Source organism: Candidatus Hydrogenedentota bacterium (assembly GCA_019637335.1).
Lineage (GTDB): Bacteria > Hydrogenedentota > Hydrogenedentia > Hydrogenedentales > JAEUWI01 > JAEUWI01.
This window is the reverse complement of the sequence record JAHBVV010000007.1, coordinates 163753-189804: the sequence shown is the minus strand read 5'-3', so window position 1 is coordinate 189804 and position 26052 is coordinate 163753. Positions and strand designations below refer to the sequence as shown.

Below are 26052 nucleotides of genomic sequence, written 5' to 3'. Positions count from 1 at the left end.
GGCCGATGCGTGGTTACGCGCCGCCGTGATATCGTTGCGCCCGGCAAAAACCGGTCAATACCGCCAGCGACAGGAAGGCGGTGATCAAGTCCCCCAGCCACTCACCGAGCGGCTTGCCCTGTTTTCCAAGCTGGCAGCCGCCGGGCCTCGGCGCCGGGGACGGCTCGCCTTCACCCTCACCCTCACCTTCTCCCTCACCCTCACCCTCACCCTCACCCTCACCCTCACCCTCACCCTCACCCTCACCCTCACCCTCACCCTCACCTTCACCTTCACCCTCACCCTCACCCTCACCCTCACCCTCACCCTCACCTTCACCTTCACCTTCACCTTCACCTTCACCTTCACCTTCACCTTCGCCGCCCATCTCCGGGACGCCGTCGTTCAATGCCTCGAACACAAGCGCGCCGCCCTGGGGATCGATACTATAGTCGAAGCCATCCATCAGGCCGGTGTATTCAAGAACCGTATCGGTCGCCATGATCACGCCGGTGGCCGACAGAAAGGGTACGGTGGTGCCTACTGCGGGGGCGTAGCCATCCGTAAACACGAGCCGGATCACCGTTCCATCGAGCGTTGCGTCGCCTTCCACCAGGATCTGGTCGTACTGTCCCGGCTCCGTGCCGCTTATACTCACCTCCAGCACGCCGCCGTTCATGGGCAGGCCGCCCGTAATGGTCAGCGTTCCGTGGCCGGATGCCCGCGTGGCGGTGCTCCCGTTCTGCTTGGCCGGCAAAAGTGGCGCGAGATAAAGTCCGGCGGAGACCGTGCCTTCGATCAGGTTGTCCGGACCGACTTCCAACTGGAGTGTCCCATTCCCGTAGATGCCGCTACCGGAGCGAATTATCAAGGTTTTCGTGCTGACCAAACCCTCGTGTATGAACACGTCTCCCACGCCGGGGGCGGTTGATTCCGGGGCGGAGGCGCCGAGGACCAAGACGTCGTCGACGCGCAAAATAGAACTCTCACCCTCGACAAGCACCTGGCCCGCGCCGCCGCCCAACCCGCCGATGTCCGCATTTCCACACGTGACCAGGCCGCCGTTCTTAATCTCCAACAGCCCATTGCCGAGAAATCCCACATACAACTGGTCGTCCCATATGCCCCCGATCACCTCCAGGATGCTGGGTGTCCCGTCTTCGCAGGCACCGTCGACAAGCACGTGCCCCTGGCCTGTAGCGCCTTCGGCGATACCCATGAGCGCGGCCTTTGCTCTTCCGCCGTCCGCAACGACAAGTTTGGCGCCGCCTTCGTTGGCTACCGTAAGGTTCTCCACTTCCAGCAGCGATCCGCAACCGGTCACCAGCACGTCGCCAAAACCGCCGGGCATGTGTCCGAGAATTGCCCGCGAATCGATCTCCGCCGTCTGCTGGATGAGCGAGAGGAGGTTGCCGCCGTGCTCGACCTTTACCGTTCCCATGCCGCGGTCGCCCACGGTGAGTTCTTCGAACTCGAAGGACCCATAGCCAGAATCGGCACGCACCGTAAGTAAACCCTCCGCACCGTCGTTGATACCGAGGGTAGCCCTCACGACGTATACGAGGTGACCGAAAACCTCGACCACGCCCGTGCTATTCACGCCGGCCGCCATGGCTGAGATAAACGCGGCAAGCTCTCCGTCTCCGCTATTGTCATATGCACCGAAGGTGCCGTGGCCATTTGTTTCGGCGCCCAGAAGCAGTTGCAGGATATCCATGCGCCCGCTGCCAAGCACACTGGCTTGCCCCTTCCCTGCGCCGCCGACCACAAGCTGTTCGCCGGCCTCCAAGACTGCCCCGGATGTGGCCACCAGCCACGCATCCGTTCCGGCGTTCCCGCCTACCGCTCCGAAACCGGTCTCGAGTCTATGGCCGTCCACCAACTCGAGGTACGCAAAGTCCGTGGAGTCGTTGCCCACGACGAGCGCGGGCGACGCCGCGGAGCCACCCGCCAAGGTGTAGGTCCCCTGCGAGAACGAGGCATTGCCCCGGTCGACCAGCGCGCGCCCGGCCTGTTCGTTTCCGAAGTCCACGGTATAGGTCTGGTCCTTGTCGAATACCGCCGTGTCGTCCTCCCCCGGAACACACTCGGGCTCCCAGTGCGACACGTCGCTGTATACGCCATTTAGCCCCTCCCAGAAGTGGATCTCCGCGTCGCAGTCCTCGGGCTCTTCCTCTTCGCTGCAACCTTCCTCGACTATTTCCACCGTAATCGTTACGTCTACTGCCGACGTGCCACTTAGTATGGGTTCTTCCGGATCCGAAAAGGCATTGGCTACGAGTTCGACGCTAATCGACAGAGCACCAACCTCCCCCGTCGCGTCAACATTGATTTGTGTTTGCTCGTCAAGGGACGCATGCCCCGATTCAACCTCCACATTTGGACCCACGCTGTGACGCAGCCGCACGTTACCGCCGGTGGTGTTCATGTTTCCTTCCGCCGTCACGCGTACACATACGCCCTCTGGTGCGGAAAAGACAAAGACCACGCTCATGCCGGCGTCCGTATACGCGCCCGCGAAGTCCGGCGATGGATCACCGGGGGGGACTTCGGTTTCGGCGCTCGACGTGAAGGTGATTGTGGCGGTTCCCAACGTCGGGTCGACTTCCACAGAAAGTGCCAGGTTGCCGGATGCGGTAGAGCCCGATTGACTGGCCGTCGCGTCATAGGTGTAATTGCCGGGCGGAAGGTTGTTGTAAATCTGATAATCCGGGTCTAGCGCATCCCCCAATTCAGCCTGCGCATTCAGGTACGCGTCGATCGTGACCAAGGAGAGTTCGCCGGAGGCTCGCGAAGCGAAAGTCAGGACGGCGAGCACAAGAATTGCGGCCCTGCTTGCGAGGCCGGAGAGGGGAATCCGGCACCCCCCACCAAGGGCAGGTGCGCCGGGCGATTTGCGCGAAGGAGGGGCGGGGGAGGACGCGGTCGAATCCATGACGTGGGGCCTTTATATTTGCTGGACGAATTCGGTTGGTACCAACACAATTGCTGCCATCCAGCGACCGCGCCTCAGAAACAGGGGGCCCGTCACCGGCTACTCATCGATTCACTTCTCCTCGATAGACTTAGCCTTATGTAAAACCAGCACTCGAAGTATAGGGTAATCCCTGTATGCTGTCAACGATTTGTAGATGTAGATACACCACTCTGCGAAGTCCGCCGCGGGGCGGCATGGCTGTCCCGGCGGTATGCCGCAGGCGCCAGCGCGAACGCTACAGGGCGCTGGCCTCAGGCGACTACATCCTCTCTCCGCTCCGGAACCGCAATAACGCGAGACCAGCCACCGCGGCGCCAAGCAGAAACAAATCGCCGAAGATGCGTTGCAAGTTGTCGAGTACAGTGGATTTTGATGCATTGCAGTTAAAAGGCACCGGATCACCCTCACCCTCACCCTCGCCCTCACCCTCACCCTCGCCCTCGCCCTCACCCTCACCCTCACCCTCACCCTCGCCCTCGCCCTCACCCTCACCCTCGCCCTCGCCCTCGCCTTCGCCTCCGGGGGTGGTCGTTGCGACGCCGTCGGTCAGGGCGCGCATCTGGATGGCGCTGCCGTCGGCCGCCGTTTCGAGTTCGAAGGCGAAGCCATCTTCCAGCCCCGTGAATTCGACACGTGCCGGCGTCACGCTGCCGTCGCCCGTCACTTCGATCAGCGGGATCGCCATCCCCTCCTGGGGCGCGAAGCCTTCCAGAAACTCGAGCACCACCGCGACGTCTTCGAAATTGGCGTTGCCCTCGATGACAAGCCGGTCGCGCTGCCCCGCGTCCTCCCCGCCGATGCCCAGGATAATCTCGGGTGCGCTCCCCGTCACGTTGCCCCGGATTGTGAGGGTTCCGAAACCCGCGCCACGGAGCCCTTCCGGCCCCGCTCGTTTGGCGCCTCCGTCCGCCGCCTGCACGAATACGCCCGGTGCGACCGTGCCGTCAAGCTGGCCTTCACCGCCGCCGAGATCGATGACGCCGCTGCCCGAGATAGTCGAAGCGGCGTGCAGCCGGAGTTCGCTGGCGACTAACAGCCCGCCGTTTTGAAGCAGCAGTTCGCCGCGCGAACCGCTCCCGTCCGGCGCCGCGAGATCACCGATAACGAGGGACTCCAGGAGCGTCACTTCGCCGCCATCAACCGTAACGCGGTTCTCAACCTCCGGGCCGCCCGATACGCCGATTCGCATTTCGCTCGCCGTCGCGCTGCCGCCCGGTTCGACTTCCAACAGATTGGGCCCCGCGCCGCCCGCACCCACGCTGATCTGGCCGATATCGCCCACGAGCGCCGCCGTCACGCTGCCGCTATCACCCACGCGAAGGCGCCCGCGCCCCGCCCCCTCGCTACCGATGAGTATCCAGTCCGCCACCAGTCCGCCGCCGCCGCTAACGTTAATTTCGCCCTCGCCTGCGCGGCCCAGGAATACGATGTCCGCGATGGCCAGGCTCCCGATGTCTTGAACGATCATCTGCCCGAAGGAGCCCGGATTTCTTCCCAGCACTAGCCCCCCTTCCAGGGAGCCGGGCGTCGATTCCACGGCGCCGCCATCCGTCAGGGTCACGAAGGCGCTCCCATCGACACCCGCGGTCAGGCCACTGGCCGTAACGGAACCGCGCTGGACCGAGACGGAGCCGATCCCGTCCGGCAGGAGGCCCGCCGCCAGCATCCCCGTTTCGATGACAGAATCTTCTACAAACAACTCGCCGACGGCGCCCACGCCCACGGCCGCGCTGCCCAGGTGCGCCGAGGGATTTCCTTCCGACCCGCCGGAAAGCACCAGGACCGTCCCGCTGCTTCCGGCCAGATCGGCCACAATGAGCTCGTCCGTACGGAACGACGTGCCCGGCTCCAGGACGACTTCGCCCGGGCCGCCATGCCCCACGGTGAGACGCCCCGTGTTCTCCCAAGCCGACGGCGGACCGGGCAGCCCCGCCAAAGTGACCAGGCCGCTGCTCGCCGGGCCCTTGCCGATCATGGCGAAAATGGTGTTGAGCTCATGGCCGTTCACCAGTTGGAGGCGCGCCATGTCCGCCGCGTCATTTCCCACGATCAGCGAAGGGGCCGCCGCCGACCCGTTCGAATACGAGCCGGAACCGCCCGAGAAAGTCAGGCCCCCGCGCTCCACCCACGCCGACCCGATGCTCTCCGCGCCGAAGAGCACCGTATAGATCTGGTCCTTGTCGAAAATAGCCAGGTCGTTGCCCTCCGGAACGCCTTCCGGCTCCCAGTTTGCACGGTCGTTAAAATCGCCGTTCAACCCCTCCCAGAAATACATATCCGAGGGCGGCAGGGGCGGCACGCTCGGCGAAAGCGACCAGGTCATGCTCATGGAGCCGGACGACCCGTCGGCATCGCCCCGGAAACCTTGCGCCTCCACGAAGAAGTCGATTCCCCATTCCTGAAAGCAACTCTCGCAGCCCGGCGCGTTTCCCTGCAGTACCTCCGTGCGCTCCATGGATGTGCTGCCGCCGTAACCGCGAAACTGATAGCGGCACGGATTGCCCGCCGCATCGTACCACCGGAACTCGGTATCAAGACCGCCCCCATCGTTCAGGCTTTCCCGCGTGCCGCCGCAGGTGAATTCGGTCACCCGGTTGTTTACTCCGCCGCGCTGCACGGTGACCGTGCGGTTGCCGCAACAGATCGGGGCATTGGAGGTCGCGCCCGCGACGGTCAGGTAGGCCTCGTCGTAGATGCGAAAGTTCAGCCGCAGGTTTGCGGAGGCCCGCGGATAGGCAACCCCGCCCGGGCAATCCGGACAATCCTCCTCGCCCAAGGCCCCCGCATTCAGCGCGACCGTTCCCGAATAGACCCCCGTCACGGGATCGTAGTCGAACGTCGCGGTGATACCGGCCGTAGAAACGCCCGCCGACACATCCTCTGTGGGCCAGACCTCGAAGCTGCCACCGGCGTTTTCGTTGTCTTCGAGGCGGTGATCGCGCGCGCCCCAGCCGCCACCGGCGAACTCCGGCGGGCGCGGCGTGGCGGAGGCCAGATGTTGGGGCGCGGCGAAACACGCCGACACAAGACACACGATAAGAGCCGCTCTGTCGCGAAGGTATTCAAATGGCATGGTCATTTCTCCAGAACTTCGGACTCATGGAAAGCCCACCAATGACGGGGAACCACCAGGCGAATCCGCCCGGTTCGTACTCCCATTCGATAATTTCCGAGCCACCGGATTCCAGCCGCCCAGCGATATTGCAGGCACGGGTCCGCGGGTGGCGTCCCCGTGAATTCTCTACTCAATCAGACAGCGAACGACGCCACTGGCTGCCGCCCAGCAACACCCCGAGTGCGAGGAGCACCGCAATCCAGTCGCCAAACATGCGTTCGATGGTCTCCATTTGCTTGCTGAACTGGCAGCCGCCGGGCGGCGGTGTCGGGTCAGGATCACCCTCACCCTCGCCTTCGCCTTCACCTTCGCCTTCGCCTTCGCCTTCGCCCTCGCCCTCAGCACCGGCGGGGAGGGCGTCGTTCAGGGCCGTGATGGCCAGGCCGTCGCCCGTGGCGGTGGCCTCAAACTGAAACGCGGGGTCCAGGTCGGGGAAGCGGATGGCCTGGAAATCGCCCACGACGCCGCCCAGTGCCGCGATGGGCGTGAGCCGGTCGCCCGCCGCGGGGAGATAGCCGTTTTCGAAGCGGATGTCGAGCGAGCCGCCCGCTGTCAAGGTGCCGGCAACTTCGAGGCGATCCGACTGGCCCGCGCCCGGCCCGAAGACGCGCAACTCCACCCGCGCGCCGGGCTCCAGGGTCAGGTCGCCGGTGATGGTGAGCGCGCCGGGGCCGGTCGATTTTCTGCGCTTGGCCGAACCCCCTTCGCCCTCCACCGCGACGACGTCCGCCGACACCGCGACGCCGGGCCGCAACACGCCCGCGCCGGTCACGCCATTGGGGGCGATGATTTCGCCCTCGCCCTCCACGGTTCCGTTCACCAGCACGCGGTCGGCTTGAATGCGCGCCGCCGCCAACGCCAATATCCCAACGCCTGACGTGTCGCCGGTGCCACCGCCGATGCGCAGTTCGTCTTCCACGACAAGCTGGATCGGTCCCGCCGCAGGCGGATCTCCTTTGCCGATGCCATCGTCGTCGACGTCGCCCTCGACATAGATGGTTCCGAGGCTTCCCGAATTGACACCCGCCACAACGCGGAAGGCCGACACCGTGCTGTCCGGAAAGATATGGAGTTCCCCCTCTCCGCCCTGCCCGACAATGAGCTGGCTGTTGTCCGATTCCGGCTCGCTGCCCACCGACAAACGGCTGCCGATACCCGCGCTGTTTCGATCAAACAATTGAACCGTGCCCTTGGAAATCCTCTCGGCCGCGATCACGAGGTCGTCCCGGATGCTGACGATCCCGCCCGCCTCGATGCTGAGATTTGCCTTCACGCCTTCTCCCGTGCCGAGTTCCACATTCTCCTCGGCCAGGAGGAGCGAAGGCGTTTCCGCGTTCTCGCCCTCCCCGCGCACGACGAGCGTGCCATCCGCGTTCGCGCCCACTATCAACGATCTCCGGACGACGACCGAGCCGCCGTCCCTGACCAGGACCTCGCCCTCGTGGGCGTCGCCCACGGTCAGGAAACTTCCGACTTCCCAGTTCGGTACGCCATCGTCCGGGTAGGATGCCGAATTCCCGATGATAACGGCAGACTTCAAATCGGGATCGCCCTCGACGGTTCCCACCACGGCCGTCCCGCTGAACAGGGTGGCACGGTCGAGGATAAAGAGGAAACCAGGCGCGAGGTTTCCAATATGCAGTATCTTCGATACCACGCGAGTTTCAGCCCCTTTGAGCTCCAGTATGGCCTCCCGTTCTACACCGATCGCGATTCCACCGAGATCATCGGCATCCAGTGACATAGTCAATTTGGCGCTGTCTATGACCATAAGGGCTCCCGTTTCCCTGCCCAGGCCCAAAAGATTCCGCGCGATTAACTCCGCGCCGAGGCTCAGGTTCACCACGGCTATGTCGCCCTCCGGAGCATGACCAACAAATAGGTTATCCATAGTGAAGGAACTATCACCTTCCATACGGATGGAGGAGCCAGCGCCAAGCTGTACATCCTTCTCCACCGTTACGAAGCCGCGCTCCGAAATACGCAAGGACCCTTTGCCGCCATCGCCAATTACCAATCCCTCGCTGATGAACCAATCCGCGTCCCCGCCAGGGGCATCTCCGCCCCCCACCAGCACTTCGTGCGTCCCGTCAATCGCGCGGCCGATAACGGCCTCCCGGCTAAAGACGTTGCTGCCGTCCCGGATGTCGAGCAGGCCTGGGCCGGCGAATCCGATGGCCAAGTTGCCGCTCCGAAATGTGGATGTCGCCCCCCCCACCACGACCTCGCCGCCCGCCAGCGCGCCGCCGCCGATGCGTGTTTCCAGGGCCGACGCAATGCCGTTGACCACGCTCAGCTTGCCCGGGCCGCCGTCCCCCACCAGCAGTCGGCCGTCGTTCTCCCAGCGCGTGCCCTCGTTGAGCACCGAAACCTCGCCCCGTGCGAAAGACGATTCGCCGAGTGAGGCATTGACCGATTGGAAGGTGCCCCCGATTACGTTCAGAATTCCGTTGTTGCCCACCAGCAGCGAAGGCTCGTCGAGCGAGGACGCAAACAGGCGCGCATCGCCGAGGAGGTCCACGATCCCGTTGCGCACGATCATGCGGCCCGCCCGCGCCCCCGTGGCGTTCACGGGAAGCTGCCCGCCGAGTTCAAAGACGACCGTGTCGCTACGCTCCGGGCTGTGTTCCGGCGCGCGCTCGGGCGTCCAGTTGGCCGCCGTGTTGAAGTCGCCGCCCGCGGGGTTGGACCATCGCAGGGGGACTTCGCAGCCGGCATCTTCGCAACTCGAGTCGACACCGAAGAAAGTGCCGCCGCGATCGTGGCAAGCGGCCTCGCTGCGCAGTGCGCACCCCTCGCCGTCGCAACACGCGCCGCTGTCGATCCGCTCGAAGCTCACCATGAGCGATGCCGAGCCCGCCGTTACGCCGCCGAGCGGAAAATTAACAGAGGCAAGGGCGTTCGCGCTTACCGACACTCGGAAATCGTGGTTGCCCGGCATGAGTTCAATGCTTGCTGGCAGGGTTGCAAGCTCCGTGTACACCGAATCGAAGCAAGTGAATTGATCGGGCACCGGGGAGACTTCGCGCGAGCAAACCCCAAGAAAGGGCCCGCCGGTCGGTGTTCGAAGCAGCATTTCCGCCCTGGCCGTCACCCCCGCTCTGTCCCTGGCGCTTGATGTGACGCTCCCCGAGATGATTGCGCGAACCGGACGTAGTACTTCGAACTGGACAGACATGGAGATGGTGCCACCGGCATTCGGGTTCGGTGTCACGGAATCGGAACCGGCCGGGTCCACCTCGCCCGTCGCCATTGCGGACATGCTGAAATGCTCGAGGCGATCGTTCACTACTTCGACATCAAAACCACCCTGGATCTCGCCGATTGAGGTGAAATTCAGACGCTCACATCGTTCATGAATCGAGTAGCTCGAGGCGCCGGACTCGGGGAAGGGCGCCTGTTGGCTGCATTGCGATCCAAATGACGACGAGCGTGCCGTGCCCCCGCCGGATGCCGCCCGCAGCCTTACATCCAACTCCGCATACGCATCCCCCTGACTGGCCAGCATGCAAAGCACGCCAATCAGCAGAAGCGCCGCAGATCGTATGCGTGTGGTGCTTCGAAGGCCGCCGAAAGCCGCGTACACGAAAATCGCCACACGACGGATGTGCGTGAAAAGTATCTGAACAACCATGACAGGAACTCCCGTTATTGTAGGTGAGAACGCCGTCACGATGTCTTCCTTCCTCACGGCGGCGTGCCTCCACGCCCTCCACAACACCGGTGACCCAATACGGGCGGCCGGCCGCCCTCGCCCTGCACGATCCCAGGCCATGACACGTTCCTTTCCCTGCGGCAGAACGATGCCCATTGCGGCGAAGCCCCCGCACGAAGGGGCGCCATCGCGGGCGATAAAAAAATTACGCAAGAGCCGACTCTCGCAAGCCCTTGCGCCGTGATGCCATGAAAATTTTCTACAGCGCGCCCGCCGGCGCCCCTGAAAAACACTAGCCGACTGAACTACTGTTCAACCTATCTTGCCTTGTGGTGCACTTTGTGCTTAAACAATACCACAAGCCGCCCGGTTTGGCAAGCATTTTGTTCCCGGCGCGGCTGCGGCAATGCGGGGGTGCGGAAGCCCGGCGCGCCGCGGGAAAAATCCGCGCATTTCGCAGCCCCGTTGCGGGGTATGCGGCGGCCACTGGATTGGCGGCCCTGCGATCTTTTACAGTAGCTCCACGCAACAATGACAAGCCCAGGAGGAATTCCCTTATGGCCACGACCCGCCGGGACTTTTTCGCCCAGACCCTGACCGCCTCCCTCGCCGGCTGGACCCTCGGATCGCTGGCGCGCGAAGCGCATGCCGCCACCGCGCTCCGGATCGCGCCGTTCCGCTTCGACGTGACCCCGCCGGAAGGCCATTCCCTCTGCGGCGGCTGGATAAAGCCCGTCGTCGGCGTGGATGATCCGCTGGAGGCCATCGGGATCGTGTTGCTCGGCGCGGGCGATCCCATCGTGCTGTGCGCGGTGGACTGGACGGGCCTGCTCAACGGCGCGCACGTCGCGTGGCGCGCGGCGCTGGCCGAGGCCGCGGGCACGACGCCGGATCGCGTCGCGGTGCAGTGCGTGCACCAGCACAACGCGCCCTTCGCGTGCCTGAACAGTGAGGCCATCGTCGCGGCGCAGGGCGATCTGCCGCACATCATCGAGATTGACTACTTCAACACCTGCCTCGATCGCGGGCGCGACGCCATCCGCGAAGCGCTGCCGGCGGCGCGGCCCGTGACCCATATCGCCCACGGCCAGGGCCAGGTGGAGCAGGTCGCCTCGAACCGCCGCGTATCGCGGGACGAGAATGGCGTCGTCAAGGCGATGCGCGGGAGCAGCTGCACGGACGAGGCGCTGCGCGCGCTGCCGGAGGGCCTGATCGATCCGTGGCTGAAGACGGTCGCCTTCTACGATGGCGACGAGAAGATCGCGGCCTGCCACTACTACGCCACACACCCCATGAGCTATTACGGCGACGGCATGGTCAGCAGCGACTTCTGCGGGCTCGCCCGCAAACGCCGACAGGCCGAGGACCCGGGCTGCGCGCACCTGTACTTCACGGGCTGCGCCGGCAACATTGCCGCGGGCAAGTACAACGACGGATCCAAACCCGTCCGGGACGTGTTGGCGCAGCGCATGTACGACGGCATCCTCCGGGCCGAGGCGGCGCTGGTCCGCGAGCCCGTGGGGGCCGTGGAATGGCGGACCGTTCCGCTGCTGCCGCCCGCCCACGCGGTGTTCGACGCGGACGCGATCGAACGCGAGATAAACAACCACGAAAACCCGGTGGTCGCGCGCAACCGGCCCTCATATACCCTCAGCTGGATCCGCCGCGTCCGCGCGGGCGCGCCGCCCATTGTGCTGAGCGCGCTGGCGATCAACAACGTCAGCCTGCTGCACCTGCCGGCCGAGTGCTTCATTGAATACCAGCTGCGCGCCCAGGAGCTCGCATCGGAACGCTTCGTCGCGACGGCGGCCTACGGCGACGGCGGCCCGTGGTACATCCCCGTGAAGGAGGAATACGACAAAGGCGGCTACGAGACCACCGTCGCCTTCTGCGATCGCCAGGTGGACGACCTCATGACGGCCGGCATGAAAAAGCTGCTGGCGTAAGGCGGTGGCCAGCCCGGCCACGGCGGTCAGTGACTGTTATGGCCCAGATGCGTGGCGCCCGCAGCGTTCACTCCGCCGGTTGCTTCTTCTGCGCGCCCAACTCCCCAACGAGTTCGGGTGTGGATATGACCACGAACTCTTCGTGCACGGCGTACGTAAGCCCGAGCAGCCGTGTCATCACGTAGAGGGCCTCGCCCAACGGTACCTCCAGGTTCATGTAGTCGATGATTCCGTCCGTCGCGTCTTCCGGCTGGGACCAGCCAAAAACTGGAGTCGATTCACCCTCGCGGAGGCGAAAAGCCCGCTTGTCCATGACGAAATTCACATCCGCGGAGTCGCTCATGAACAGGACGGCGTCCCGGATGTCGATCGACTCAAACTCGAGATTCACGCGGGAACCGAGTTTCTTCAGGATCTCGCCCTCTTCGAATGCGGCGGACGGCAATGGCGCCGCCTGATCCTGAACGATGAGTTCGGGGGAGGTAACCCAGACCGCATGGCCGCGCGCCTGATGTGTCAGCTTCAGGGGGGCCAATAGGGTCCTGAGCGCGTCGCCCAGGGGCGCGTTCTGTATATTTACCTCCGAAACATGGCCATCGCTCGCGTAGGCCCGCTTCTCCTGCGCGCCGGCGGGCGAATCCGCGGCTCCTTCATCCTTTTCGGGCGCGACCGCCCGCTGATCCAGGACGATGTTGATGTCCCAACGCTCTGAAACGTACTCAAGCACGTCTTTCAGGTGAATGTCTCTGAACTCGAAGCTGACGGATTCTTCGAGATCCTTCTTCACCTTTTCCGCCGGTTCCAGCGAAAGCCTCCATCCCGCCGCACGCTCCGCGTCCGCCTCCGCGCCGGCGGGCCCAGGCTCGCCCGGCGCAATCCAGGCCGGCGTCACCGCCAGCGCCAGTGCGGTAATGGCCGCCGCGGGCCGCCACGATACGCGGCACGATCCCTTTGCCTTCATAATCATCCAGAGCCTCCTTTCCTGTGTGGCCGCCGACCATACGGCAAGCCCGAGCGCCGGCGCTGGCGCGGATTGATCCGCGATCAAGCGCATGACACGCACGATGACCTCCGCGTAGGAACGCCGCTCACCCGGGAGCCGTTCCACAACCCAGGCGTCGCACGCCATTTCGCTGTAGAGGTGTATGCGGTGGCGGGCCCACCAATACACCGGATTCCACCACCAGATCGCGCCCGCCAGCAGCACCAGCCAGGCCACCCAGTGGTCGCGCCGCTTCAGGTGCGCGAGCTCGTGGGTCAGAATGGGGTCCCACGCGTTCGCACCGAGCGCCCGCAAGGCGTCCGCGGACACGACGAGCACGGGCGCGCCCGCGATCTGAATGCAGGCCGCCCCGGGACCCGGCGTCACGACCGCGCGGGGTGGCGCCACGCCCAGGGCCGCGCCCGCAGACGCCAACCGATCCTCGAACCAGGGCGGGGGCGGCGTTCCGTCGGCTACTTCACGGCGCACGCGGCGAACCTGCCACCCTATCCGCCAAAGCACGCATACGCCACCGGCCAGCCAGAGGCCCGCCAGCATTGCCGGCAACCATTGGGCGGCCAGCGCCGGGCCCGCCGGGGCCGATGCATCCGCCGCGCCAGTGACGCCACCCGCCTCCTCGACCATGGATACGCGCGCAACGGGGGCGCGGTTCGGCGTCTCCACAGCGGATTGCGCGTTGCTTCCGGCCATTAGATCCATCGATTCCCAAAGTGCGCCGCCAAGCGGCCACGCGACCAGCGGCGGCGCGGCCAGTTTCAGGAGGACCACCAGCCAGAGCGCATGGCATATGGCGGGCCGAAAGTTCCCCAGCCGGCAAGCCAGCGCCACAGCTACCGCAAGCGCCGCAACCGAACCAAGATGAATCAGCAGTATGCCCATGACCTCAGTCTCCCTCGTTGTCCAGCTTTTCGATCAGTTTCTGGAATGACGCCAGCTCTTTCTCGGAAAAACGCTTTCGATCCACCAGCGCGAGGAGCAGCGGGCCCGCGGCGCCATCGCACAGTTCTTCCGCCAGCGATTTCAGACGCGTCTTCACGAGGCCCTGACGGGTCACCCGAGCGCGGTAGATATGCGGGACGCGGCCCTTGTCCACGGCCACAATCCCCTTGTCCTCCAGCCGTTTGAGCAGGGTCTGCAACGTGGTATACGCGCGCCGCCGATTGGGCGGGAGGTGCTCCGCCACATCGCGAACGGCGCCGCCACCCAGCTTCCAGAGGGCCTTGAGCACTTCCATTTCGGCTTCGGTGATATCGGGATTCACGGGTTGTTCTCTCCACCCTACGACAACTTGTAGTAAGTCAATTTACTACAATTTGTAGTAGGTGTCAAGCCTTTCTTTGAGGCGTTTCCGAGCGGGGGAAGTACGGAGCGGATGCGGCCCGGCGGCGGGATGCGCCAAAAGCTCGTTACGTCAGCCCCGGCGGCGCGTCGAAATAAGCCCCACCTGGCCGAACTTCACGCCCATGTGCCGCGCGATGATCTCGCATTTGGCGCGGAGAATGAGGAATACGTTGCCGTCGAAGTCGTCGATGGTTTCGTAGTTGCCCTGGCCCTTGCCGATGATGACGTCGGCGCGGCCCAGGCGTTCGAGGAAGGACGCGGGGACCTGGTCGAGCGGCGATCCGATAAACGCGCCGCCGTTGTCGATGACCCCGCAAACCTCGGTCAGCCCGACGCGGACCGCGTCTTCATAGACGACATCGTTGAGCATGGGGGCGCCTTTCACGACGGCGGTGACGGGGGTGTGCTCCAAAAGCACCTCAATGAGGAGCTTGTCGAACACGATTTCGCCGGCGTTGTCGAGCAGGTACAGCAGATCCTCGCACGTCTCCAGAGATTCCCGGAGCGTGTCGGTGTGATCGGCGGCGAAGCGCTCGTGGAGCACCTCCTCAATGACGCGCTCAATGTCGATCTCGTGGGTCTCGAGAATCCCCAGATCGATGACGTTGCCGGCCGCCGCCAGGTGCAGCGCCGTCGAGAGCGGGTCCGGGCTGGCCTGAATGCGCTCGCGCATCACCGCCTCCAGCGAGAGGGCGAGGTCGTTCTGGGCCCGTTTGAGCGCCGCGTAGGGGTCCCCCTGGCCCGTGTGGCGGGCCGCCAGCTGGTACGCGACCATGGAAAGGGACGCGGGGGAATCGTTCAGGTCCATCGCGGGGATACGGGCGACCGTATCGTCGAGAATGCGCCGCTGCACCTCGGGATCGTCCGTGGCGACACGCGCCGCGCGCAGGGCCTGTTTCGCGATGCATTCCAGGCAATCGAGGGTGGCTTTCATGGGTACTCCAGGCGGGTAAATCGGGGTAATACGCGCCCGTAGTATACCCGGTTGGACTGCCCTGAATACATTCTGGTCTAATCGGTATTAATCTTGCATAGGTACAGCAATTCGGGGCGCACAACCCGTGTGCCCGACGTTCCATTTGGCAACTCCCGGAGGAATTCTTGCATGGGTGGGTTTATTGATGGCATGGTCGGATTGGCGGGGGATGCGGTGGTTATTGTTGGTTGGAGTGTGTTCCTGCTCGCTATCGTCGTCGGACTCGCCCTCGATCTCGTCGGACTCTTCGGCAACTGGATTATCCTCGGAGCCGTTGCCATCGCCTGGGTCGCCACCGGCTTCGAGCACTTTGGCATTTTTGGCCTCACCTTCATGGTCGGATTCGCCATTCTTGGCGAGATTCTCGAAACCGCCCTCGCGGGATACGGCGCAAAGCGCTTCGGCGGAAGCAAGGGCAGCATAGTCGCCGCGCTCGTCGGATGTATTGGCGGGGCAATCGGTGGCTCGTTTGTACTGATGATTGTGGGCACGTTGATCGGCGCCTGCCTCGGGGCCTTTGTCGGCGCGGCGCTCTACGAGTACATCCAGATGCAGAAAACCCACCACGAGGCAATGTGGACCGGGCTCGGCGCGGCGCTGGGCAAGGTCGGCGGACTGTTTGCAAAGATGTTCTGCGGGATTGCAATGCTGGTCATCGCGGCCATTACATTCAGCTAAAAACCGACGATATAGGATGAATAGATAAAATTACCGTCGACTTGCTGACGGCTTGTCGTGGGGTTGGAACGGCTGATTGCTTTGCAATCAGAACACAGCCGAGACGCCTGTGCCACGTTCTTTTGCCGGTGCACTATCGGTCATCAATGGGGCCGGCGAAGGAATGTGGAACAGCCGTCTCGGCTGTTCTCGGCGCCTTCAGGTGCCGCTATGGGAAGGGGACCATCGTGTCGCCGACAACCCGGAGAGTTTGATCCCCCCGCGCGCGGCCACCAGCTCCCCTCCATCCACGGGCCTGCCCGCCGAAGGCGGGTCCACTCCGTCCACTCCGTCCACTCCGTCCACTCCGTCCCCTCCGTCCCCTCCGTCCACTCAGTCCACTCAGTCCACTCCGTCCACTCCGTCCACTCTGTCCACGGGCCCACCCGCCGAAGGCGGGTCCACTCCACTTCCGCTTGATCCGCCCGCGCGCGGGCGCCATCATGGGCGGCATACGGCAGTACCCCGCAGCACCAACCTCAAGGACTGGTCCTTAAACCACCATGGACCGACGCATCCCAATCCTCGCACTCGCCGCACTGAACCTGGTATGGACCGCCGCCGCCGCCCCGCCAAACGTCGTGCTCATCTTCACGGATGACCAGGGCTATGGCGATGTCGGCTGTTATGGCGCCGAAGGCTACGCGACCCCCAACCTGGACGCCCTGGCGGCGGAAGGCGCGCGCTTCACCGATTTCTATGTGCCCGCGCCGGTCTGCACGCCCTCGCGCGGTGCGCTGATGACAGGGAGCTATCCGATGCGCATCGGGCTGGGCCACCGCGTGTTGTTCCCCTACTCGACCTACGGGCTGCATCCAGACGAGACCACGCTGGCGGAGGTGCTGCGCGGGTCGGGCTATGCAACGGGGATGGTGGGGAAGTGGCACCTGGGCCACCACCCGCCGTTTCTACCGGCGCGCCAGGGCTTCGATCACTATTTCGGGATCCCGTACAGCAACGACATGAACGGGCATCTTTACAAGCACCTCGACTTCCTCGCGCCGCCGCTGCCCCTGATGCGCGGGGAATACGTGATCGAAAACGACCCGGATCAGCGCTACCTCACGCGGCGATTCACCGAGGACGCGGTCCGCTTCATCGACGAAAACCGGGATCGTCCCTTTTTCCTTTACCTCGCGCACGCGATGCCGCACGTGCCGATTTACGCCTCCGAGGCCTTTCTCGGGTCGACGGAACACGGCCTCTACGGCGACGTGATCGCGGAGGTCGACTGGAGCGTCGGTGAAATCGTGCGCGCGTTGGACGCGGCGGGCATCGCGGAGAACACCCTGATCATTTTTACCAGCGACAACGGCCAGGCGCCGGGCAACCGGCGGGCCCCGCAGGGCGAATACACCGGCGGATCCGCCGGCCCGCTTCGAGGCCACAAGAACACGACCTGGGAGGGGGGCATGCGGGTCCCGTGCATCATGCGCTGGCCTGCCCGGATCCCCCCGGGCACGGTCGTTACCGAGCTGGCGACCACGATGGACCTCCTGCCAACGGTCGCGGGCGTCGCCGGCGCGCCCCTGCCGGAAGTGACCCTGGACGGGCGAAATATCCTCCCGCTCATGCGCGGCGATGCGGGCGCAAAGTCGCCGCACGATGCGTTCTACTACTACCGGGACAACCGCCTGCAGGCGGTCCGGAGCGGCGGCTGGAAACTGCATGTCCACCGGCCCGAATGGGCCGAAGAGGGCCACGACGGCGCGCCCCTGCTCTTCAACCTCCGGGACGACATTGGCGAGACCACGGATGTCGCCGCGGCGCACCCCGAGGTTGTGCGGGCGCTTCAGGAAAGGGCGGAGGCCGCCCGCGCGGAACTGGGCGACGCCGTTACCGGCCAAGTCGGCGCGGGTGTACGGCCCTATGGGCTCTTCGGTTCGGAGCGCATCGGCGACACCGCGCACCGCATGACCGCGCGCTGATACCGCGCGAGAATTCCATTCAGTCCGTTGAATTCTTGGTATCACTTTAGCCGAACGAAGTACAGTGGCCAAACCAGAGCGACTTGCTGAATAAAGGCTACGTGCAATTATGGAGCGCCGGCGGCCCGCCGGCAGATTGCGCCCCCGGCGCAATACAGCGTTCTGGAAATGCTACCGTCGCATTAGAAGCCGCGTGTCGTCGGAGGACTCCGGCAACGTATTCTGGCGCCTTCGGTGCAATGCCGGCGGCCCGCTGGCGCTCCATACATACCGGCTCCATTGGTAAAAGCACATACTGTTCCGCACTTCAGACCGCTAAAGTGTTACAATTCTTGCAATTTCATGGCGGTTTCCGCTAGGATTTCGCCAGTTGTCCCCCCTTTATGCCGGCCCCGAGGCGGGCCTCCAGGAAAGTTGAATGAACACCGCACGCACGCTTATTTCCTTCGATGGCGACTGGACGCTGGCCTATGACCCCGACAACCGGGGACTCGCCGCGAACTGGCATCAATCTCCCCCCGACGTCGGCCTCGCGGCCATCCAATTGCCGGTTATGCAGGCGCAGGGCCTCGCGGAACACGGCGGCGTGGGGTGGTTCTTTCACACGTTTGACGGCGACCCGGCGTGGCTTGATCGGCATGGCGCTGTGCAGCTTGAAGCCGCAAATTATCCCCTGGAAGCCTGGCTGAACGGCGCGCGCCTGGGCAGCCATCCCGGCGGCGGCGCCCCCGCGCATCTCCCCGCCACACCGCATCTCCGCGCGGGCTCGAATCTGCTGGCCATCCGAATCGCCATGGGAGCGGGGGACTCCCCTCCGCTTTACCGCTATCCCCTCGACACACCCGGGCGGGTGTCGCTTTCCGTGACGCCGCGCGCGCACCTGGCCGGCGTCTTCATCCAGCCCGACATGCGCCGCAAGCGCGTGGCGGTGCAGGTAACGGGCCCGGAGGGCGCCACGGTCGATCTGCAAATCGAGGGGACGGCATGCCACGTCCAGGGAGCTCCGGGCGAACTGGTGCTGGAGTTTCCCGAGTTCGAGGCGTGGACCCCGGACGCGCCGCGCTGCTACACACTCGCCGCCACGCTTACCGCCGCGGACGGGAGCGTGGACCAGGTGAAAATACCCTTCGCCATGCGCGAATTCACCGTGAAGGACAACCGCTACTTCCTGAACAACCGCCCGCTGTACCTGAAGGCGGTGGCCAGCTTCCCCCATTATCCCGCGAACCTGCGCGCCGACAAGCTCGACCTGCTGCTGAAGCGCGAAGTGGAACTGGCGAAAAACGCCGGTTTCAACGCGCTCCGCATCGAGGGCGGCCCGGCCCCAGCGCGCCTGCTGGACTGGGCGTCGGAACTGGGCCTGCTCGTGTTTCAGACGCTGGCGCCCCCCGCGGCCTCCACAGATTTTGAGGTGACCGCCGGCGCCATTATCGCGCGCGACCGGAACCAGCCCGCGCTGGCCGCGTGGTGCGGCCTGCCGTCGGGGGGGCGTTTCGCCGCCGCCGTTCGCGCGGCCGACCCGACCCGCCTGCTCCTGTGCGACGGCGCCGAAGCGGAGCCGCAGGCGCTCTGGCGCCCCTACCGCGATGCCGCCGAACCCTGCGACGCCTACACGCGCACGCCCGGGGTTCCCGTGCGCCCCTTCTCGCTGGATCAGCTTCGCCTCAGCGGCGATCCCGATCGCCTGAACACCGAGCTCGCCTTGATGGCCGGCGGCGTGTCCCGCTGGGAGGACGGGAGCCCGGCGGGCGCCGCGGCGCAGGTGGCCTTCGAGGCGAACTTTCCCGAACGCCAGCTCGACCGCTGCCTCACGAACACCGATCGCTTTTATGAGGCGTCGCTCGACCTGCAACTGGAGTCGATCCGCGCGCAGTTGGACGCGATCCGCTGCAACACCCGCAACGCGGGCTACTGCGTGCGCTACCTGTGCGACGGCCCCGGCGTGACGCCGTTTGGCCTGGCGGACGTCCGGCGGCAGCCCAAGCCCGCGCTCAAGGCGCTCCGCGCGATCCAGCAGGAGGTGCGCCCGGCGATCCAGATGCAGAAGTACAACCTGGTCCCGCGCGAGGAGGCGGGCGTCGCCATCACGCTGATCAACGAAGCGCGCATCGAGGGGCGCGGCGAACTTTCGCTTCAGGTCGTCGGCCCGACGAACCAGGTGCTCTGGAAGAAAAAGCGGCTGGTGAAAATTCCGCGCCACGCGCGCGAGCTGTGGGCCGGCGAGATCGCGGCGTCGGGATCGCCCGGGCCGCACCAGTTCGTCGTGCGCCTCACCCAGGATCGCCGACTCATCGGCGAAAACGCGGTGAGCCTGCATGTCGTGCAGCCGCCGAAGGCCGAGCCGGTGGAAATCAATGTGCTGGGCGGGCGCTCCCCGTTCCGCAGCGCGTGCGGGCGCTTCGCGCGCCTGGGCAACATGCTCGCGCCGGTGCACGTGATACCGCCGCTGGCCAATACCATCCGCGCGTACCCTGCCAACGATCTCATGCAGGTGCTCGCGCAGGTCGCGGAGGGAGCCGTCGCTATCGTGTTCCAGCCGCCCGCCGACTGGAACGATCTCGCGGCCTCGGCCGATCCCGCGCTGCGCGTGGAGTCGCGCTCCCTGGCGGAGCCCGGCCTGGTGGCCCACCACTACGCCAAGTTGCACCCCATCCTTGAGGGCCTGCCCTCCCGCGATCTCATGCGGCAGCCCTACCAGAACGTGCTGCCCCTCCGCGCCTTCGTGTCGCCCGGCGACGAGGAAATTTCCGGGGTTCACTGCCGCTACGCCGATGGGGGCGAATGGTGGGGGGCCAACCTCGTGGTGCGGCGCCTCGGCGCGGGCCGGGTGGTGTTCACGCACCTGCGCATACTCGAGCATCTCGGGCAGGACCCAGTGGCGGATCGCTTCTTCGCCAACCTGCTCCAACACTTCTCGCGGCGATCGGTGCCCGCGTCCGAAACCGTGGAGTTCGATCAGAAGTCCGCGGAATGGCTGAACCAGGAGCGAAACAACACGTTGCGAAAGTGGATGCTCATCGGGAGCTTCCCGAACTGGGACGGGCGCTCCGGCCACGATACGGCCCACCCGCCGGAATCCAGCGTCGACTTCGACGGCGTTTACCCGGGCTGGTACCGCGCCGTGCAATGGAAACCCTGGTGGTCGCGGGAATCGGAGCAGCACCGCATCGATTTCGACGCGGCGCTGGACGCGGACGCCGCCCCCTGCCGCTACGCGACGGCGTACGCCTATGCGGAGTTCAGTTGCGACCGGCGCCAGGAGATTGTGCTGAGCCTGGAAAGCGCGGGCCTGCTCAAGGCGTGGCTCAACGGTACGCCCGTCCTCGATTCCGCGACGGAATCGGGCGATCGCGGCAAGTCGGGACACGCCTGGGTGCGTCAGGGCCGGAACATGCTGCTCATCAAGTGCTCCAAGGGGCCCGGGCCCTTCGATCTCTCGGCCTCCGTGGAAGTGGACAGCGAGGTCCCGCTGATTCTGAACTGGTGGAAGTAGGCGGGCGCCGGGATCGTCGCCGTCAAGTCCCCCTTCATGCGCCCGGTGACACCGCGCGTGGCTTGTGGCGTCCATCGGAAGGCTTTACTCGCTCCAGGCGCACGAACGCCCAAAGGGGCGCCGTAAGACCCTATCGGAACGAAAGTTCGGCTGATGCCCCTTCCGCGTAACTCCGCGTCACAACACAAGTGCGGACCAATGGGAGCGCAGGCGGCCCGCCTGCAAGCGCGCCGAAGGCGCGTAAGGGACTGATGGTGGCAGCCCGGTTCCAACGTTGTCCCCAGTCAGGTGGGCCGATATCGCGAACACGCGCCATGCCCCCGGCGCTCAGGATTCCTCTTCGTCGCTGTCCGCCTTTCGTTCCTTGAAGGCCTCCAGCGCGCCCGAGGCGTTCGAGAGCGCCTTCAGAACCGACTGCGGCGTTTCCACCGTGTTGCCGCCGGTCGCGGGCCGGGCCGCCGGCGCCTGGACCCGAATAGGCGCGACATCCGGCGCGGGCGCGCTGCCGGGCGGAGGGCGGAGCGCGGTGATCGCGGCGGAGACGGACTTGAGGTCCGGCCCCCGGGGCGTGGCGTCCTCCACCTTCTTCGCGGAGGCCTTTCGCGGCCGATCAGACTCGGCCCGGGGGGGCTCGGCGGGCTTCTCCGGCTCGGGCGGGGCCACCTGTACCCCCGAGAGATGCGCGAACGATTCGCCGGAGAGGATTTCCGCTCGCTCGCCCGCCTGGAGCGGCGTCTGGTAATCCGTAGCGACCTCGTCCACCGCAATGGGCAGGTGTTCGCGGATCGTGTGCGTCTCGAACCAGCGCGCGATCGGCCCGAAAATCTCCCGCGCGCCGTCTTCGCCGAAGGCCAGCTCGCAGTGGTTATAATCGTGCTTGAAGCCGCGCTCCTTCGCGCACAGCAGCATGCGCTTGTCTGCCCCGGGCAGCGCGTCGAAAAAGGCCTGGGCGCGCGCGGCGGGAACGAAGGGATCGAGCGGGGCGAAAATCGCGAAGAGCGGCAGGTCGAGCGACGCCAGGCCGGCCTGCACATCGAGCGCGCCGCCGTCCATTTTCCAGCCGGGAGTGTTCACCCAGCCGGCAAGTTGACGGAGCACGCCGGGCAGGGGATCTTCGAGCATGTTGTAAAGGTAATAGCTGGTGAGCCCCTTGGCCAGGTTCCGCGCGTTCATCGGGAAGTAGGGCATGGTAAGGCGGAACGCGCGCACAAGCGGGATCAGGGCGCGCGCGACACTGCCGAATAAGGGCGGGTACACACGCACGAGACCGATCAGCAAGCCGGAAAGGCGGATGCGGACGCCATCGAAACCGATCGGCGCGCCGAGCGTGACCGCGCTGGCGATGTCGCCCGCGCCGTATTTGAGCACATAGGCGTAGAGCAACATACCGCCCATCGACTGCCCGCAGTAATGCACGCGCGCGTAGCCGGTTTCCTGCTTGATGAACTGGATCGCGGTGGGTATGTCGTCGTTGAGGTAATCGTCAAACGTCACCTGGTTGCGGTGGCGCTCGAAAGGCGGGATCGAAGAACGCGCGCCGCGCAGATCGACCGTCCAGCAGTCGTAGCCGCGTTCCACCAGATAGTCCACCAGGCTGCCCCCGCGCGGCGAGGTGAAGGTATGCTGGTTCACAATGGCCCCGTGCACAAGCAGGACCGGCTGCCCGTTGGTGCGCCCCTTCCGGTAGCGGCACATCCGGATCTGCCAGAGATCCTTCGTCGTGACAAGATAGGCCTCGTCCGTCGAAAGGCGCTCCTTATAGATGTCCTCCAGCGTGGCCCGGTAGATGCCGGCCAGGGCCAGGAGTATCGCGACAGCGGCCACGCCGATGAGAAATGACGTCATACGTTACTTGTCCTCGCGGGAAGATTCGCCCCTTATGGTTACAGCCCCGTATGATACCGCGTTTCCGCCGGCCACTTCATTCCCCCGGCTCTTCGCGCAGGCGCGCGTGGATCGTCCGGGCCAGCTCCGCGCTGATCCCCGGCAGCGCCGCGATTTCCTCCGCGGTCGCGGCGCGAACGCGCGTGGCGGATCCCAGGCCCCGCAAGAGCGCCTTCGCGCGCCCGGGACCGACGCCGGGGATTGACACAAGCACATTTTGCAGCGCCGACTTGCCCCGTTTCTTGCGGTGGTACGTGATGGCGAAGCGGTGCGCCTCGTCGCGAATGCGGGCGGCCAGCTGCACCACCGGCCCCGCCTGCGGGAGAATGATGGGATTCATGCGGCCCGGCAGGAAAAAGCGCTCCGGCGACCGATCCCCCGCGTCCTGCGCCCGGGACTTCGCGATGCCCGCGTGGGGCAGGTCCTCGATCCCCAGATCCTTGAAGGCCGCGGTCGCCATGCCAAGCTGGCCCTTGCCGCCATCGATCAGCACGAAATCGGGCAGGTCGTTCTCCTCGATCGCGCGGGTGTAGCGCCGCATGAGCACCTCGCGCATGCTCGCGAAGTCGTCCTGCCCCGCCACCGACTTGATGGAGAAGCGGCGGTAGCGGGCCTTGTCCGGCTGGCCGTTGGTGAAGACGACCATGGAGGCAACCGTGTTCGTTCCCTGGATGGTGGAGATATCGAAACACTCGATGCGCTCGGGGAGCGCGGGCAGGTGCAGCGCGCGCTGCATCTCCACAAGCGCGTCCTGCTTCGCCGCTTCGGAGAGGCGCTTCTCCTCGAAGTGCTGCGTTGCGTTGCGGTTCGCCAGCTCGACCAGCGCCTTTTTCTCTCCGCGCTGCGGCCAAAGCACCTGAACGCGCCCGCCCCGCTGTTCGGAGAGCACCTCGCCGAGCACCTCGGCGCTTTCGATCTCCAGCGGCACGAGCACCTCCGCCGGAATGGCCGGCGCTTCGCTGTAGTATTGTAGTATAAATGAACTCAACAGCTCGTCCAGCGGCATTTCCTGGCGATTGAACGCGACATTCCGCCCGCCGAGCATCTTCCCGCCCCGGTAGAAGAGGATTTGGATCGAGGCAAAATTGCCCTCGTGATGGATGCCGTAGACATCCCGGTCCTCCGCGCCCGGTACCGCCACCGTCCGCTGGCGTTCCAGGGTGCGGCGGAGGTCGTAGAGCCGGTCCCGCAGCACCGCCGCCTCCTCGAACGCGAGCCGCTCGGCGCATGCGTTGATTTGCGCCAGGAGTTGTTGCTCCAGCTCCGCGTTTTTTCCCTCCAGAATGAGCAGCACCTGATCGAGAATCGCGTGGTAGTCCTCGCGGGTCACGTAGCCCACACACGGCGCGGCGCATTGCTTCATCTGGTAGTACAGGCAGGGCCGCGACCGGTTGTTCATCACATGATCGGAGCACGTGCGAAGCGGGTAGAGCCGCTGGAGCCGCCGCAACGTGTTCCGCACCGACGCCGCGCTGTGGTACGGCCCGAAATAGCGCGCGCCATCCTTGCGGTAGCGCCGGACCACCGTAATTCGCGGGAAGTCCTCCCGCGTGTCCACGCGCAGGCTGATGTAGGTCTTGTCGTCCTTCAGTTGGACGTTGTAGCGCGGGCGGTACTGCTTGATGAGGCTGTTCTCAAGCAGCAGCGCCTCCTTCTCGTTGCCCGTGACCAGAAACTGGATCCGCGCCACCCGGCGCATCAGGAATTTGACGCTGTAGCGCGAGTCGCTCGCGTTGATATACGTGCGGATCCGCGCGCGAAGGCTCTTCGCCTTGCCCACGTAGATCGGCTTGCCCTTCGCGTCCTCCATGATGTAGCAACCCGGCTCAATGGGGACCGTACTCGTGTCGAAGCGCCCCACGAAGTCCTCCGGGCTGGCGGTAGGGGCCTCGCCGGTGCGGAGAACGATAGCGGCGGTATGCCGGACGGATTCGGAGGGACTGCTCATGCCGGGATCTTAACATACAAACGCGCGCCAGGGCGCCCCGGCAAAGGCCCGCGCTCTGTGGCGGTTGTGGGTAACGTTCGCTTCCGTAGCTGGACGGCGACGCGACCATGCGAAATCCAGGTTATCAGCGCGAGCCCGTCCCTGACGTCCCTGCTGTCCCTGCCGTCCCTTACGTCCCTTGCGTCCCTTACGTCTCTTACGTCTCTTACGTCTCTTACGTCTCTTACGTCCCTGCCGTCCCTGCCGTCCCTGACGGCGCCGCCCGCCAAGCCCGCGCCGCTCCCTGTACCGCAACCGCGCGGTTCGCTACAATAGCCGCTTCAAGCACCACACAGTGAGGAGGCCCCCCCATGAACAACACCCCCCGCGCGGATGAAGCGATGGCCGCCGCGACCGGCGGAACCGCCGAACCCCTCACCGCCCCGGACGATATCGAAGGCGCGCTCACCCGCGCGGTCGCGTGTGCGCCTTCGCGGCCCGGAAATGCCCCACCCGTGATGCTCGGGGGCGTGCCATCGCCGCTGGGGACGCTCGTTGCCGGGGCGACCGACCGGGGGCTGTGCCTGCTGGAGTTCGCCGAACCGGAGCGCCTGGAATCGCAGATCTCCCGCCTCGGCGCGCGGCTTGACGCGGGCTTTCGGATCGGGGAGCATTCGTTGTTCGCTGCGCTGCGTGAACAGCTGGATGCCTATTTCGCGGGCGAATTGACGGAATTCGACATCCCGCTCGACTTGCGGGGCACGCCGTTTCAGGAGCGGGCCTGGAATATCCTTCGGGAAATCCCCTACGGGCAGACCCGCAGCTACCTCGACCAGGCGGTCGCGCTGGGCCGGCCCGGCGCGGTGCGCGCGGTGGCCCGGGCGAACGGCGAGAACCGCATCGCGATCCTGATCCCGTGCCACCGCGTGCTGGGGAAGGACGGGTCCCTCACGGGCTACGGCGGCGGGCTCTGGCGCAAGAAGTTCCTGCTCGAACGCGAAGGGGCCGAAACCCAGCTCGCGCTGGACGGCCTCGAATAGCGCGCGGAATGTCGCCGCGCCCCGCGCCGGTGTGGTAGGGTAATCGCGCTACCGTTGCAACACTGGAAACC

At 65.4% G+C, this 26052-nt stretch carries 13 protein-coding genes; 5 read left to right on the top strand and 8 right to left on the bottom strand.

What is annotated here, in order from left to right:
- Positions 1–13: 13 nt before the first annotated feature.
- The 3 genes from KF886_10585 to KF886_10575 all read right to left on the bottom strand — a co-directional run bounded on the left by KF886_10585 (position 14) and on the right by KF886_10575 (position 9705).
- Entirely contained in the window at positions 14–2749 is a 2736-nt protein-coding gene (locus tag KF886_10585) for a hypothetical protein (protein MBX3177799.1), read from the bottom strand.
- 466 nt (positions 2750–3215) lie between these two features.
- The gene (locus KF886_10580) at positions 3216–6029 is read right to left on the bottom strand and encodes an autotransporter outer membrane beta-barrel domain-containing protein (GenBank protein MBX3177798.1); all 2814 of its coding nucleotides are present in this window, start codon (positions 6027–6029) and stop codon (positions 3216–3218) included.
- 172 nt (positions 6030–6201) lie between these two features.
- Positions 6202–9705: a hypothetical protein gene (locus KF886_10575; protein MBX3177797.1), complete on the bottom strand. Its 3504-nt coding sequence runs from the start codon at positions 9703–9705 to the stop codon at positions 6202–6204.
- Between the two features lie 578 nt (positions 9706–10283).
- Between KF886_10575 and KF886_10570 the strand changes: the two genes are divergently transcribed.
- A complete protein-coding gene (locus tag KF886_10570; protein MBX3177796.1) occupies positions 10284–11672 on the top strand; it encodes a hypothetical protein in 1389 nt (462 codons plus the stop codon).
- 67 nt (positions 11673–11739) lie between these two features.
- Here KF886_10570 and KF886_10565 read toward each other — a convergent pair whose 3' ends face one another.
- The 3 genes from KF886_10565 to KF886_10555 all read right to left on the bottom strand — a co-directional run bounded on the left by KF886_10565 (position 11740) and on the right by KF886_10555 (position 14950).
- Entirely contained in the window at positions 11740–13554 is a 1815-nt protein-coding gene (locus tag KF886_10565) for a M56 family metallopeptidase (GenBank protein MBX3177795.1), read from the bottom strand.
- Between the two features lie 4 nt (positions 13555–13558).
- Entirely contained in the window at positions 13559–13936 is a 378-nt protein-coding gene (locus KF886_10560) for a BlaI/MecI/CopY family transcriptional regulator (GenBank protein MBX3177794.1), read from the bottom strand.
- A gap of 150 nt (positions 13937–14086) precedes the next feature.
- The gene (locus KF886_10555) at positions 14087–14950 is read right to left on the bottom strand and encodes a DUF89 family protein (GenBank protein ID MBX3177793.1); all 864 of its coding nucleotides are present in this window, start codon (positions 14948–14950) and stop codon (positions 14087–14089) included.
- Positions 14951–15121: 171 nt separating this feature from the next.
- On the opposite strand from KF886_10555, the gene KF886_10550 reads away from it, so the two are divergent.
- The 3 genes from KF886_10550 (at position 15122) to KF886_10540 (ending at position 21130) form a co-directional block, all read left to right on the top strand.
- The gene (locus tag KF886_10550) at positions 15122–15670 is read left to right on the top strand and encodes a DUF456 domain-containing protein (protein ID MBX3177792.1); all 549 of its coding nucleotides are present in this window, start codon (positions 15122–15124) and stop codon (positions 15668–15670) included.
- A 542-nt stretch (positions 15671–16212) separates the two neighbouring features.
- Positions 16213–17637: a sulfatase gene (locus KF886_10545; GenBank protein MBX3177791.1), complete on the top strand. Its 1425-nt coding sequence runs from the start codon at positions 16213–16215 to the stop codon at positions 17635–17637.
- A gap of 418 nt (positions 17638–18055) precedes the next feature.
- Positions 18056–21130: a hypothetical protein gene (locus KF886_10540; protein ID MBX3177790.1), complete on the top strand. Its 3075-nt coding sequence runs from the start codon at positions 18056–18058 to the stop codon at positions 21128–21130.
- Between the two features lie 327 nt (positions 21131–21457).
- Here KF886_10540 and KF886_10535 read toward each other — a convergent pair whose 3' ends face one another.
- Both KF886_10535 and uvrC read right to left on the bottom strand, forming a co-directional pair.
- A complete protein-coding gene (locus tag KF886_10535) occupies positions 21458–22975 on the bottom strand; it encodes an alpha/beta fold hydrolase (GenBank protein MBX3177789.1) in 1518 nt (505 codons plus the stop codon).
- 76 nt (positions 22976–23051) lie between these two features.
- On the bottom strand, positions 23052–24962 hold the full coding sequence (uvrC, locus tag KF886_10530; GenBank protein MBX3177788.1) for an excinuclease ABC subunit UvrC: 1911 nt from the start codon (positions 24960–24962) through the stop codon (positions 23052–23054).
- Between the two features lie 497 nt (positions 24963–25459).
- On the opposite strand from uvrC, the gene KF886_10525 reads away from it, so the two are divergent.
- Positions 25460–25981, top strand: a complete 522-nt coding sequence (locus KF886_10525) for a methylated-DNA--[protein]-cysteine S-methyltransferase (GenBank protein ID MBX3177787.1) — start codon at positions 25460–25462, stop codon at positions 25979–25981.
- Positions 25982–26052 lie beyond the last annotated feature (71 nt).